Raw genomic sequence first — 13,604 nt, 5'->3', positions numbered from 1 at the left:
TCGCTATCAGCTTATTCATGATAAAGAAATGCTAGCACTTAATTATAATGTTTATATAATGCCTGCGTACCGCTATTTTCTTCGCCACTTTCTGCCAGCCCCTCATACAGGGATTTGCTCAGGCTTAATCCAGGAGCGTCCATTCCCATTCTTTCCGCTTCATCAAGTGCAATCTTCATATCCTTGATAAAATGCTTAATATAAAAACCAGGTTCAAAATCCCCTTCAACCATCCGCGGTACGAGATTGGACAATGACCAGCTCCCGGCAGACCCCGATGATATGCTTCTTAATACCCGGTCCGGATCCAACCCCGCCTTTTTGGCATAGGAAATCGCTTCAGTCACTCCGATCATATTGGATGCAATGGCGATTTGATTGCACATTTTCGTATGCTGTCCTGAGCCAGCCGGGCCTTGATGGACAACATTGCTGCCAAGGATATCAAAAATGGGCCGGACCGCTTCAAATGCCTCACTAGACCCGCCGGCCATGATCGTGAGCTTTGCATCACGAGCACCGATATCTCCACCGGAAACCGGTGCATCCAATGATTCCATGCCCCTTTTCTTCGCTTCCTCTGCTATCTTCACTGCCAAAGTTGGAGTCGAGGTCGTCATATCGATTAAATAAGTTCCTTGTTTCCCGTTCTCGATAAGGCCATTTTCCCCAAGATAGATTTCTTCCACATCACTAGGGTATCCCACCATGGAAATGATCACATTAGCATTTTGCGCAATTTCCTTTGGAGCATCTGCCCACTTCGCTCCCTGTGAGAGCAGTTCACTTGCCTTATCTTTCGTCCTTGTATAAACAAATACCCCATACCCCGCCTTAAGCAGATGTGCGGCCATGCTTTTTCCCATAACTCCTAAACCAATGAAGCCGATCACTTTGTTCGATTGCATCAATGCAGATTCCTCCCAATCATTTTGTTTCAAAAAAACTTAAATGGACTTTATCATTCCTCCGTCAACTAAATAGGACTGCCCCGTTATATATGTATTAGCACCTGAAACAAGGAAAGTAACGAACTTTGCAAATTCCTCGGGTTCCCCATAACGCCCAAGAGGGATTTTGTTAATGGATTGTTCAGTCATCTCCTCAGGAGTGACGCCTTGTTTCTCTGCATTCATCTTATCAAGGTGCTGAACGCGATCCGTTGCGATTCTTCCTGGACCGACTGTATTGATCAAAATCCTGTCTGGTGCAAATTCTGAAGCCAACGTCTTCGACAAACCAACGATTGCCGTCCGGAATGTATTCGATAATATCAGTCCTGGAATCGGTTCCTTAATGGATGAAGAAGCAATATTAACGATTTTCCCGCCTTGTTTTTTTAAATGTGGCAAGCTCTCACGGATCGTCCTTATGAAGCTTAGTAAATTAAGTTCAAAAGATTGTTGCCATTCTTCATCATTGAAATCTGAAAAGGAACCTCCTGGAGGACCTCCGGCATTATTAATAAGAATATCGATACCGCCGAATTCTTCAGCGGTTTGCGCAACCAGGCTTTTAATATCTTCAGCTTTTGTTATATCCGTTACCATATAAGAAACTTTACCCGTCCCAAGCTGCGATAATTCCCTTTGTACGGCGGCTAGCTTTTCTCCATCACGGCTGGCTAGCATGACATTTGCTCCTTCTTTAACCAATTCGGCTGCCATAGCCTTCCCCAAACCTTGACTTGAAGCTAAAATCAAGGCATTTTTCTTTTCCAAATGTAATTCCATATCATATCTAACCTCCATATTCTTAAAAATATAATTCCATTATATCGTTATAACCGTAAAGTGAAAAATCTGAATAATCATTCTTATGATTTTTTATTTGCAAAAAAAATAGCCGGTTGGATAACCAACCGGCTTCAAAGGGGGAAATGAGAATGTCAGCTGCCCTAAAAGAGCTAAACAACTGTGCTTGCTTTTTATTTACCCCCATTTTGGTGCAATAAACCATTTTTTCTTTAAATTAAACAAGAATTACAGGACAGCACCCCATCCGAAGGTTCTAATGGATGGGGTGCTGTTTTCCTGATTTAATTATTTCTTCAAAGCGTTAACAACCGCTTCTTTCACATTATCATTCGTGTCCAGCCCTAGAACTTCCTGAGATAGTTTTTTCATCTCTTCAAGCGAAAGTTGGCTAATTAAAGAACGTGCTTTTAAAATCGAAGTGGCACTCATTGAGAATTCATCAAGGCCCAATCCGATTAAAATCGGGATGGCCACTTCATCTCCAGCCATTTCCCCGCACATTCCGGCCCATTTCCCTTCTTTATGAGCTGCATCTATGACCATTTTAACCAAGCGTAAAATCGCTGGATTGTATGGTTGATATAAATAAGATACTCTCTCATTCATTCGGTCAGCGGCCATCGTATACTGAATCAAGTCATTAGTGCCTATGCTGAAGAAATCGACTTCCTTAGCAAATATATCCGCCATCACTGCAGTTGAAGGGATTTCAACCATGATTCCGACTTCTATCTTTTCAGCAACTTGAATACCATTATCAAGCAATTCCTGCCTGACTTCAGCCAAGACTGCTTTAGCTTCGCGGAATTCAGCCAGTGTGGCAATCATCGGGAACATGATCTTCAAGTCCCCGTAAATGCTTGCACGAAGCAGGGCACGGAGCTGGGTCCGGAATATCTCCTGCTCATTTAAGCAAAGGCGAATCGCACGGTAGCCTAGGAAAGGGTTCATTTCCTTAGGAAGCTCTAAATAAGGCAACTCCTTGTCTCCGCCTATATCAAGCGTCCTGACGACTACAGGCTTCCCTGACATTCCTTCCAGCACCGCTTTGTATGCCTCGAACTGTTCTTCTTCACTTGGAAAGTCATTTCTGCCCATATAAAGAAATTCCGTACGATATAACCCGATGCCTTCACCGCCATTTTGATGTACGCCCTCCAGATCTTTCGGCGTGCCAATATTGGCTGCCAATTCCACATGATGGCCATCATTCGTAACGGTTTTTTCATGAACAAGTTTCGCCCACTCAGCTTTTTGCCTGGCATAGGCTTCCTGCTCCTCTTCGTAGCGTTTCACGAGTTCAGGAGTGGGATTGATGTGGACTTCACCCTTTAACCCGTCAATTATGACCAAGTCACCATTTTCAATGGAAGAGGTCACTGACTTCGCTCCAACGACTGCTGGAATTTCCAATGAACGGGCCATTATGGCTGAATGGGATGTACGTCCACCGATATCGGTCGTAAATCCTTTAACATATGCCGGATTCAACTGTGCTGTATCGGATGGAGTCAAATCCTCCGCAATGATGATCACTTCTTCAGCAATCATGCTCGGATTAGGAATATGAACACCTAAAAGATGTGACAGCACCCGTTTCGTGACGTCACGGATATCCGCTGCTCGTTCCTTCATGTATTCATTATCCATTTGTTCAAACATCGTAATGAACATGCTTGCGGTTTCATTTAAAGAAAACTCTGCGTTGACGTTTTCTGATTGTATTTTATCCTGAATTGGAGTGATAAGTTCCGGATCAGCCAAAACAAGCAGGTGCGCGTCAAAGATTGCGGCTTTATCGGCCCCTAGATCCTTTTCGGCTTTATCCCTGATTATTTCCAATTCATTTGTTGACTTTTGAATAGCTTCCTTAAAACGGGATATTTCAGCCCCGACATCTTCTATGCTTCTTTTTACAATCGATAAATCTGGCTCAGTCAGTCGATAGGCTTTAGCGATGGCTATTCCGTTTGAAGCTGCTATTCCACTAATCAAAGTGGACATTATTCTGCTAATCCTTCTCTGTTCAACGTTTCAGCAAGAGTGTTTAGTGCATCGTTTTCATCGCTTCCTTCAGCAGAAATCGTAATTTCCGCCCCTTTGCCGATACCTAGGGACATTACCCCCATAATGGACTTAAGGTTCACTTTTTTCTCTTTATATGCAAGGTTTATTTCTGAATCAAATTTTCCTGCAGCTTGTACAAGCAATGTTGCCGGACGAGCGTGAATTCCTGTTTCTGCAGTTACTGTAAATGTTTTTTCTACCATATAGATCAATCTCCTTTAAGATAAATTAACAAAAATAGGTTATGTAAGGGGTTTTTCTCTATCCAAATGAAAAAAGAAATGCCCTTTTCCTTATCAGGATAGCATTATCATTCCCAACAAACAAACCAAAACTATTGGTACCTACAAAATAGTACAAAAATATAGATGGAACTGCAACTATTACTTTTCAGATTCTTCAATGATTAAATGGACAGCTGCGCATTTTTGGTGAAAAAAGCCCTGAAACTCAGCATAATGAAGAGGACCACCGTTAATGAAACACTTCCGAGAATCCCAATCAAAATCGCAATCTGGTACTCAATAGCAATTAGCGGGCTTATCCCCGACATGATTTGCCCTGTCATCATTCCTGGAAGGAAGATAATCCCCATCCCGAGCATATTGTTCAAAGTCGGGAGCACAGCCGAGTCGAATGCAGCATCCACATATTTCTTCACAGCCTTTGCTGGAGTCGCTCCAAGCATCAACATCGCTTCTACCTTTTCACGATTACCGCTAATCCCATCATGGAGGTTTTTAAGCGCCAATGTCACTCCGGTCATGGCATTCCCCACGATCATCCCTGCAATTGGAATGAAGTACCTCGGCTCATACCATGGCGTGAAATGGATCACGACCACATTAAAATAAAACAAGGCAGCCATGGGACCTGACAACATACTTAAGATAACCATCCTCTTGATTTTCTTATTAAGAGTATGGGACACTTGCTTAAAAATATTATGGATGGAAAACAGGGCCATCGCACATAAAAATCCTAAAGAAAGTATCGGGTGGGGATTTTCAAAGATATATGTCAAAACATATCCTGCGAGAATGAGTTGGACAGTCATCCGCACCGTAGCGAGCATGATTTGCTTTTCCCGTGTAATCCCGCGCCATTTCACGATTATGAGCAGAATCACTACAAACACGTAGGCCGCACAAAGACGCCAGAACTCAATATCTATTATCCCATTCGACTCCATTAATAGTCACTCTCCTTCGCCTTTTTCAGAACGATCCTCTGTTCAGCACACATATCCGCCAGCTGTTTTGAATGGGTTATCATGATGACCGTTCCTTTTTCCCGCTTCACTTTTTCTAAAAAACGGCCCATGACCGTCAGCTCGGCTTCCTCATCAAGGGCTGAAGTCGGCTCATCCAGTAAATACACCTCGGGGTTCAATAAAAGTAACCTCGCCAGTGCCAGTCTCTGTTTCTCCCCGCCAGAAAGATTCTCCGCACTCTCGTCTAAGGACTTCTGCAACTGGACGGTTTCAAGTGCTTTAACCAATTCTTCTTTATCCTTTTTTTCCCGTTCTGTCAGTTCCAGGCCAATCTGAAGATTTTCTTCAATCGTACCCGGTAAAGAGAATGGTGCCTGAGAAAGCATTGTGACTTTACGCCGGAGCTCTATCGGGTTGAATTCATCCAGCAACTGATCCTGATAATAAATCGAACCGCTATCCGGGTCATCCATCCTGTTCAATAATCGTAGCAGTGAGGTTTTTCCTGCACCGCTCTCCCCAGTCAAACAAGTTACCATATACGCCGGTATTTGCAAATCATCAATATTCAAAATCCCTTTATATTTAATATTTTCTAGCCTGAATATCATTTTACCCGCCTGCCTCCCTTACTCCACCATATCATTATAAGAAACTATCCTGATCTGGGGTAGCGATGCATGTAAAGATTTTCATTTTCTTTCACATTTTTATAGGTTAGTATTATTCCTGCCGAATATATCCATGACTGATGTGGAAAACACCTTAATAAATGGAGGGACTTATCATGAACGGAAATTCCTTTTTACATTCTTACCTGAATGTTTTTCTCCTTACTGCGCTTTGCCTGATCACGTTGTCTGGCTGCCAGGCAGCTTCAGATAACCTGATCAATCAATCCAAACAGGAAGATTCACTTTCCAACGAAGACACCCAATCCAGTGCGGACTCTTCAAATGAAGAAAAAGGCAAGACATTCACAGCCGAGATCATCAAAGTTATTGACGGAGATACAGTCAAAATCAAAATGACTAATGGAAATCAAGAAACGGTCAGGCTCCTGTTGATAGATACTCCAGAAACCGTGCACCCATCCAAGCCCGTTCAGCCTTTTGGACCTGAAGCAAGCAAGTTCGCCAAGGAACTCATGCCTTCTGGCTCTAAAGTGGAAGTAGAAACCGACATAGGTGAAAGAGATAAATACGGCCGGCTGCTGGCCTATTTTTATGTTGATGGTAAAATGGTGAATAAACTTCTGCTGGAAAAAGGACTGGCAAGGGTAGCCTATGTTTATGCACCGAACACGAAATACCTTGATGAATTGGAAAATATTCAAAAACAAGCCCAACAAAACGAAATCGGTATTTGGTCAATCGAAAATTATGCAACTTCAAAAGGGTTTGATGATTCGAAGTCAAAAGAAGCATCCGTGGAAAAGCCCATTGGGTCTTGCAATAACCCGCAAATTAAAGGGAATATAAATTCCAAAGGCAATAAAATTTATCACATTCCTTCGGGCCAATATTACGAAATAACTAAACCAGAAGAAATGTTTTGTACTGAAAAAGACGCACAGGATGCTGGATTCAGAAAATCGCAAAGTTAACAAATACGGTTTTTATAAAAAAAAGATCGAGTGGATTTCAGAAATCCGCACCCTTTACGACGACTGCAAAAACTAGTCTTAAACAGGGTTCGAAATAAGACGAGCCAGCAGTTTTTTCTTTTAAAACACCAAGTTGATTGGAACGGAAGGGACGAGACTCCTGCGGGAAAGCGAGGCAAGGGAGACCCCGCAGGCCCGCCGAGGAGGCTCCCCGACCGCCCGCGGAAAGCGAGTGCCTGAAGTGGAAATCTAAATTTTACACCGCCTCAAAAAAACTCTGGACAAAAGGATTTCTATCTTTTAAAACAAAGTTGATTGGAACGGAAGGGACGAGACTCCTGCAGGAAAAGCGTGGCAAGGGGAGACCCCGCAGGCGCAAAGAGCGCCGAGGGGCACCTGGAACGCCCGCGGAAAGCGAGTGCCTGAAGTGGAAATCAACGTTGAACTATAAAATATATCCTTGTTTTAAATGAGGCCATTCCAAACTCCCTTTTCGACAAACGGTACATCATGTTTCGGCACATCCAATCTTTGGATGTGCTTTTTCATTTGCTCCCACACACTCAACATTTCCTTAATTATCCTTTTCTCATCAAAAAGGTTCTCTTTAGCTCCTTTAAAACCCACTTGTTATAACCGCCATTTTTCGGTTATGCCATTTGGCTTTATCCGATCGATTTATTTATGGTAGAAGCACCCGGGAATACAGGAAAGTGCACTTTCTAAAGGTGACTTGCTTAATGAAAGATTTCTCAGCGCTAACGGAAGAATTCACCCCGATGATCCATCATATTATCCGCTCACTTTCCATCTATAAAAATAAGGAAGAATATTTTCAAGTAGGCTTGATCGCTTTATGGGAGTCATTAGGGAATTTCAATGAAGAATACGGACAATTCTCCAACTATGCCTATACGGTAATCAAAGGCAAAATTCTGAACGAATTAAAGCATCATCATAAATATGAAATCCGTACCGAACCCTTTGATTCCTTCCTATTAGAGATGATTAAAGATCCTTTTTCAATGCATGAAGAGGCCTTTGCCATCGATAATGTATTAACCTACACGGAAGGATTGACACTGAATCAGCAACGCTGGCTTTTACAGACATACCTTGAAAATAAAACCGTGACTGAAATCGCTGAGATATATCAAGTCACTGCTGCAGCCGTCAAATCATGGAGAAGGTCCGCCTTAAATAAATTAAGGAAACAATTGATTTTTCCAATATAAATAATTTGGGGTGGCTCAATCATGAGCCACCCCAAATTATACATCCATCAACTTCTCGCTTCTTCTAAATACGTATAAATTATCACACCGTTATGTTGAGCATTCCCCCGAAAATGTTTAAAGTCATCCCTATTGACAAGAACCTCACGAAAAGCTAAAAATTCTTCTTTTGTTATCCGGAACTCTTCCATTTCCCGATTTGCCAATTTATCGAGTACTTCTTTTGCTTCCTCTGCATTCATATATTATCCTCCTTAATTATCGAATGTTCCATCATTTTCAGACAGGAGAAATTCCGTTTTCATTTTAACATAAGCTTGCCACTTAATATAAATTAGAATTTTTTGTTGCCCACTCACTACATTATTCTTTACGAATGCTTTAAAATAGTGCAAACTGTATATTAAAATATCATAATGTAAAATGATTGGCATTTTTTGTACATATAATTACATACTGGTACGCATAACTGCGTTTGCAAGATATACCAAATTATGCCACATTTTCACAACGCTCCATTACAAGAATCGTACCTCCTTTTAAAAGTTTAGCTTACTGTACCGACATAAGAGATAACTAATTCTCTTACTAGCACTTCCCACGTCAAAATCTAAACGGCAAGATGTTCGAATAATCCAATTACTCCATTGTTACTTTTTGATCATTGGAAACAAAATGGGAAAGGATGATTACCATGAAGAAAGCGGAAGTTGGAAATATCATTGAATTTAGAGAAGGCTTAAAAGGAATCGTCGAGAAAGTGAACGAGAACTCAGTAATCGTGGACGTCACGTATATGGAAAATTATCGTGATTTGGAGCTTGAACAAAAAACAGTCGTAAACCATAAAAATTATAAAATCATAGGATAATTCAATTTATCAAACGGGATGGTTACTAGATGACCATTCCGTTTTTCACTTTTTAGCAATCTTCCCATTCGATTCCCCCGCTTTTTGTAACCATTTCCATTTCATGCCGTCTAATTCATTAAAGGGCAAAGCACCTGTATGTGATGCAGGAATAACAGTTTGAAATTTCTATCAGAAAGATGAGGGAAACACATGACTTGTTGGACACGTTATATTGGCAGTGTCACATTCGCCGCTTTTCTGCTGACTGGCTGCGGTACGGCCACAGACGAAAATGCAGATGAGCCACAGGAAGATTCAATAAAAGATGAGAACGGAGGCAATACTTCTCAAAGGGGCAATCGTAATAACCGAAGCGATAACAAAATAAGACTGATGGAGCAAAACCTGCAGTATACAATGAACGGGGAAGCAAAAGAAAAAACAGCATTCCTAAAAAAAAGCGATAATCAACCGTTCAGCCTCTATGTTTTGCAACAATTCAAGCTAAGTGCCGAAGAACCAGGAAAAGATATTGTGTACCTGATTGAAGATGACTCCATTTATATGAGAATCGAATTGTTGAAGGCCGATGTCAGTTGGGATGAGGTGGAAGAAAATGTTCAAGCCCAGCTGAAAAGCATTTCAGAAACGATTAGGGATCCTTCACTCGATATCGGGAGCGGCACAGGATTTGAAGTGGAAAGTGGGGATGATGTCATCACTTCCATTTTGCTCAAGGATGAAAAAGCACCCGTCCGCTTAACTATGTTTACGAAAAAAGATAAAGATTACCGGGATGCTTTTCTAGAGATGGCTAAGACGCTGATGAAAGGGTGACCATTGATTTCCCCCTGGTACGGAGGGCTAGGGTCAGGCCCCCCGTTCTCCATTACTCCTTGCCTGCCTTGCTCTTCCAGACCAGCACTAAAAAAAGGAGGCTTATGTATCCAAAAACCGGATAAATATATCCTAGTAACCTTCCATATCCGAATTCACTAATGATTAAAGCTATTAAAAAGATCACCGCTATGATCAGTATGCTTGGCAATTTAATATAACTGCTGATTTGCCTCTGTAAGCCATATATGTTTCCGATGACCGAAGTGAATATCTCGCCGTATATCACCAAAATGAACATCCAATACAACTGACTGGCCGCCGTTCTCATAATAACTGCTGAAGGAATTTCATAACGATTCACATCAGGAAGTGTCATAAGTGAAAAATGCCCCGTCAATAAAATGATGGTCAGGAATATCCCTCCAAGAATTGCTCCATGCTTAATGACCTTCTCATCTCGAACTTCATACGCAACCGGAACCAGCACAGCCTGTGCCAAAGCCAGGTTAAAGGCTGTATAGGCAAAGGGGGACAAAATCATTTTCACGGTGATCACTTCATCCGGAACTTTTGTAAGGGTCTTAAAGAAATCCACATTACCTAAAGTCGAGAAAAAAAGAATCACGCTAAAGCAGATCATGATTGGTACAACAAACGAGTTCACAGTGAAAACACCGCGCATGCCCATCATCAGGACCAAGGATGCCAGTATGATCGTAGACCAACTTCCAATACTTTTAGGCACGCCAAGTTGTTCTTCAAAAACGGCTCCTGAACCCGAGATCATGACAGCCGTCACCCCTAACAGCATGATAAGGAAAAAGAAGTTGATGATTCCAGCTATTTTCTTGCCAAAAAGAAATTGATTGAACTCCTCATAAGAAGATGCTCTGATCCTTGCGGAAATGAGCATGATTTTCGTGCCGGTGAAAATGAAAATATAACCTGCTATTAAAATCCCGATAAAGCCATAAAAACCATAACGGGTAAAAAACTCGACAATCTCTTTTCCAGTTGCAAATCCTGCACCGACGACTGTGCCTACATAAACCGCTGCAATCTGAAAACTCCCTGACCACCTTGACAGCATACTCTCCCCTCCTCCCTACATTTATATGTAAGGAAGAGACATTTAAGACAAGCCGAGCAATATTCCTTTCGTCAGCTGTTTTTTTCCTGGGTTACATCCTCTCATCGTGCAGTCTGAAACCCCCTATGCATTTCACTGTGAAGCATCATTCCGAACGCATGAAAGATCTTAAAAAAACGCTTGGAATAATCTCCAAGCGTTCAGACTGTAAACTAATTAATAAACGTACCAGTTTATTCCAGAAATTAACTCCCTTTCCGCTGACTGTCTTTCATGCCGCATAACTGCAAGCGCCTGTGAGGTCTCGGCTAGTCAGTGATTCGACAGGAGTGTCGCAAATTTCTTCAATCCAATAATGTTTCTTTCTATAAAAAAAGTGTTCATGAAGGATAACCAAGTCTTCTTTTATAATCATGGTTCGGATTTAGATCATTTCATAATGCTTTATCATCAACAGTGGAGAGCCATTCGTCTATCACCTTCACAACGGACTGTACAGTACCGTCAACAAACGGGGATTTTAGATTCGCAGATTCAACGAGATCAAGGAAGGACTTGCTGCCTCCAAGTTGGCACAGATTCAAATAATCCTCCCAAGCCGTTTCATCTTTTTCAGTCGACCTTTTCCAGAATTGGAAAGCACAAATCTGGGCCAATGTATAGTCGATATAATAAAAAGGTGATTGATAAATGTGGCTTTGCCGCTGCCAATACCCGCCATTCTCCAAGAATTCGTTTCCTTCATAATCGCGATGCGGCAAATATTCCATCTCGATCTTACGCCAAGCCTGCTTCCTTTCAACGGGGGAGGCATTAGGATTTTCATAGACAAAATGCTGAAATTCATCAACAGCTACCCCATACGGGAGGAATATGAGGGCACCGCTTAAATGGGAAAACTTATATTTTTCCGTATCTTCCTTGAAAAATAGCTCCATCCATGGCCAAGTTAAAAATTCCATGCTCATCGAATGGATTTCACATGCTTCATATGTTGGCCAATAATACTCAGGAATGTCAAGATCACGGCTGCGATACACTTGGAATGCATGACCTGCCTCATGTGTCAAAACATCAATATCCCCGGAAGTACCGTTGAAATTAGAAAAGATGAATGGAGCTTTATAGTCTTCTATAAAAGTACAGTAGCCACCGCTTTCTTTTCCTTTTTTCGCCACAAGGTCCATCAGGTCATTATCAATCATATAGTTGAAAAACTGATTCGTTTCAGGTGATAATTCCTGGTACATCCTTTTCCCATTATCTATGATCCACTCAGCATCGCCTTTTGGAATGGCATTACCCGTTCTGAAATGAAAATTCTCATCATAATAGTTCAGGTTCTCCAATCCAAGACGTTCCCGCTGCCGTTCCTTCAGCCGGGTGACAAGCGGTACCACTTCCTCTTTCACCTGCTTGCGGAATGCAGCAACCATATCAGCATCATAATCAGTCCTTGTCATTCGATAATACCCAAGTTCCACAAAATTCCCATAACCCAGCGCTGTCGAAATCCCATTTCTCACCTTGACAAGTTCATCGAATATACGATCCAATTCCTCCTGCTTTTCTTCAAAGAAACCGTAATATGCCTCACTTGCATTTTTCCTTAACTCACGGTCCGAGGACTCCATAAAAGGCTGAAGCTGCGCAAGTGTTAATTCTTTTCCATCAAAGTGAATTTTTGCAGAGGCAATTAATTGTGAATACTCACTTGATAATTTATTTTCTTTTTGCAGTTGTGGTATGATTTCGGGCGTAAAGGTTTTGAGTTGGGCCTCTGCCAGGTCAAATAGTTGAGTTCCCCATTTCTCCTCAAGCTCCTTACGGAATTTCGAGCGAACGAGTTCATTGTAAAATTTCGAGGTCAATTCTTCCATTTCAGGGGAGAAGTCATCTAAGTAATCATTCTCCGCTTTATAAAAAACATCATTGGTATCTATGGAATGCCGGATATAGACCAAATTAAACATCGTACCTACATAATTTCGAATTCCGTTTATTTCTTCCATGGCTTTTATTTGTGAATCGGCGTTTGCAGCGTCCGTAAACTTTTCCAAAGCTTTCATGAACCGGGTTTTAATTTCATCCATTTCAGGACGTTTATATTGATACTCATTAAATTTCATATGTAGGCTCCTTTTCGAATATAAAACATTTTTTCTGTATAAACCAGAGTGACGTTATCCAATCGGATTCGTTTCCAAGAAACATTCACCATTATCACGATTATCTTAATGTAATTTATTTCGCCACTGCGTTATTAAAAACCTTTTTATGTCGCTAAAACAAATTCATGTTTTATCAGACATAAAAAAACAGCACCTGTAGTCAAATCAAGGTGCTGGTTCTTTAGCTAATTTTGAGCGGAATACCCAATTTTTTTAAGCAATTCAATCACGGTCGCCTTTTCATCTTGCGTAAGTACACTCATGATATCATCGATTCTTTTTTCATGCTCAGGAAAAACTCCTTCAATAAAGGCCTTTCCTTTATCGGTTATCTTTGCAAAGGTTACACGGCGATCCTCTTTACATGCTATGCGCTGCAGATATTCCTTCTGTTCAAGTTTATCCACGACATAGGTAATGCTGCCACTAGCTAGCAGGATCTTTCCGCCTATTTGCTGAAGAGGCTGATCCCCTTTATGATAAAGCAATTCCAGTACTGCAAACTCAGTTGGATTCAAACCCTCTTCAGCTATATGTTTATTAACCACATCATTAATGGATCGATGAGCTCTAGACATCACAATGAACAGTTTCAAAGACTGTTGGATGTTATTATTCTCCATAACTTCACAACCTTAAAAATTTTTAATTAAAATATCTTGAATTAAAAGTTATTATATGACATAAAGGATTTTTTGTCAATCTGCCCTGTTAGTATGCACTATTGTTTAATCAATCATTTTGATATACTTGAAAAAAAAGCTAAAGTAGT

At 41.2% G+C, this 13,604-nt stretch carries 15 protein-coding genes; 4 read left to right on the top strand and 11 right to left on the bottom strand.

Features of this window, described 5'->3' with window-relative positions:
- Positions 1 to 38: 38 nt before the first annotated feature.
- From MHB45_RS04945 to MHB45_RS04920, 6 genes are all read right to left on the bottom strand, one after another.
- Positions 39 to 941 (bottom strand): NAD(P)-dependent oxidoreductase, encoded by a 903-nt coding sequence (locus tag MHB45_RS04945; RefSeq protein ID WP_260088930.1) that lies wholly within the window; start codon positions 939 to 941, stop codon positions 39 to 41.
- 6 nt (positions 942 to 947) lie between these two features.
- A complete protein-coding gene (locus tag MHB45_RS04940; protein WP_072272674.1) occupies positions 948 to 1,733 on the bottom strand; it encodes an SDR family oxidoreductase in 786 nt (261 codons plus the stop codon).
- 309 nt (positions 1,734 to 2,042) lie between these two features.
- Positions 2,043 to 3,761: a phosphoenolpyruvate--protein phosphotransferase gene (ptsP, locus tag MHB45_RS04935; RefSeq protein ID WP_048678209.1), complete on the bottom strand. Its 1,719-nt coding sequence runs from the start codon at positions 3,759 to 3,761 to the stop codon at positions 2,043 to 2,045.
- Entirely contained in the window at positions 3,761 to 4,027 is a 267-nt protein-coding gene (locus MHB45_RS04930; protein ID WP_034314127.1) for a phosphocarrier protein HPr, read from the bottom strand. The genes ptsP and MHB45_RS04930 overlap by 1 nt, the downstream gene beginning before the upstream one ends.
- A gap of 203 nt (positions 4,028 to 4,230) precedes the next feature.
- Positions 4,231 to 5,016 (bottom strand): ABC transporter permease, encoded by a 786-nt coding sequence (locus MHB45_RS04925; RefSeq protein WP_072272673.1) that lies wholly within the window; start codon positions 5,014 to 5,016, stop codon positions 4,231 to 4,233.
- Complete coding sequence (locus tag MHB45_RS04920; protein WP_048678246.1) at positions 5,016 to 5,645, bottom strand: ABC transporter ATP-binding protein; 630 nt, start codon at positions 5,643 to 5,645, stop codon at positions 5,016 to 5,018. The genes MHB45_RS04925 and MHB45_RS04920 overlap by 1 nt, the downstream gene beginning before the upstream one ends.
- 179 nt (positions 5,646 to 5,824) lie before the next feature.
- Between MHB45_RS04920 and MHB45_RS04915 the strand changes: the two genes are divergently transcribed.
- A complete protein-coding gene (locus tag MHB45_RS04915) occupies positions 5,825 to 6,643 on the top strand; it encodes a thermonuclease family protein (protein ID WP_053087352.1) in 819 nt (272 codons plus the stop codon).
- Between the two features lie 465 nt (positions 6,644 to 7,108).
- Here MHB45_RS04915 and MHB45_RS04910 read toward each other — a convergent pair whose 3' ends face one another.
- Positions 7,109 to 7,270 carry a hypothetical protein gene (locus MHB45_RS04910; RefSeq protein ID WP_153246083.1) on the bottom strand — a complete coding sequence of 54 codons (162 nt, stop codon included), beginning with the start codon at positions 7,268 to 7,270 and terminating at the stop codon, positions 7,109 to 7,111.
- Between the two features lie 113 nt (positions 7,271 to 7,383).
- Between MHB45_RS04910 and MHB45_RS04905 the strand changes: the two genes are divergently transcribed.
- Positions 7,384 to 7,878 (top strand): sigma-70 family RNA polymerase sigma factor, encoded by a 495-nt coding sequence (locus MHB45_RS04905; RefSeq protein ID WP_048678213.1) that lies wholly within the window; start codon positions 7,384 to 7,386, stop codon positions 7,876 to 7,878.
- 47 nt (positions 7,879 to 7,925) lie between these two features.
- Here the strand turns inward: MHB45_RS04905 and MHB45_RS04900 are convergent, their stop codons facing one another.
- Positions 7,926 to 8,120, bottom strand: coding sequence for a hypothetical protein (locus tag MHB45_RS04900; protein ID WP_048678216.1), 195 nt, complete (start codon positions 8,118 to 8,120; stop codon positions 7,926 to 7,928).
- 452 nt (positions 8,121 to 8,572) lie between these two features.
- On the opposite strand from MHB45_RS04900, the gene MHB45_RS04895 reads away from it, so the two are divergent.
- Both MHB45_RS04895 and MHB45_RS04890 read left to right on the top strand, forming a co-directional pair.
- Positions 8,573 to 8,749: a YkvS family protein gene (locus tag MHB45_RS04895; RefSeq protein WP_064505160.1), complete on the top strand. Its 177-nt coding sequence runs from the start codon at positions 8,573 to 8,575 to the stop codon at positions 8,747 to 8,749.
- A 192-nt stretch (positions 8,750 to 8,941) separates the two neighbouring features.
- The gene (locus MHB45_RS04890) at positions 8,942 to 9,568 is read left to right on the top strand and encodes a hypothetical protein (RefSeq protein ID WP_048678218.1); all 627 of its coding nucleotides are present in this window, start codon (positions 8,942 to 8,944) and stop codon (positions 9,566 to 9,568) included.
- Positions 9,569 to 9,620: 52 nt separating this feature from the next.
- On the opposite strand, the gene MHB45_RS04885 is transcribed toward MHB45_RS04890, so the two are convergent.
- The 3 genes from MHB45_RS04885 to MHB45_RS04875 form a co-directional block, all read right to left on the bottom strand.
- Complete coding sequence (locus MHB45_RS04885; protein ID WP_048678221.1) at positions 9,621 to 10,661, bottom strand: YkvI family membrane protein; 1,041 nt, start codon at positions 10,659 to 10,661, stop codon at positions 9,621 to 9,623.
- A 434-nt stretch (positions 10,662 to 11,095) separates the two neighbouring features.
- A complete protein-coding gene (locus MHB45_RS04880; RefSeq protein WP_048678223.1) occupies positions 11,096 to 12,790 on the bottom strand; it encodes a M3 family oligoendopeptidase in 1,695 nt (564 codons plus the stop codon).
- 227 nt (positions 12,791 to 13,017) lie between these two features.
- Complete coding sequence (locus MHB45_RS04875; protein ID WP_034314147.1) at positions 13,018 to 13,455, bottom strand: MarR family winged helix-turn-helix transcriptional regulator; 438 nt, start codon at positions 13,453 to 13,455, stop codon at positions 13,018 to 13,020.
- Positions 13,456 to 13,604 lie beyond the last annotated feature (149 nt).

The sequence above is a fragment of the Peribacillus sp. FSL K6-5616 genome (assembly GCF_038008245.1).
GTDB classification, from domain to species: Bacteria; Bacillota; Bacilli; order Bacillales; family DSM-1321; genus Peribacillus; species Peribacillus frigoritolerans.
This window is presented reverse-complemented; position numbering and strand designations above follow the sequence as displayed.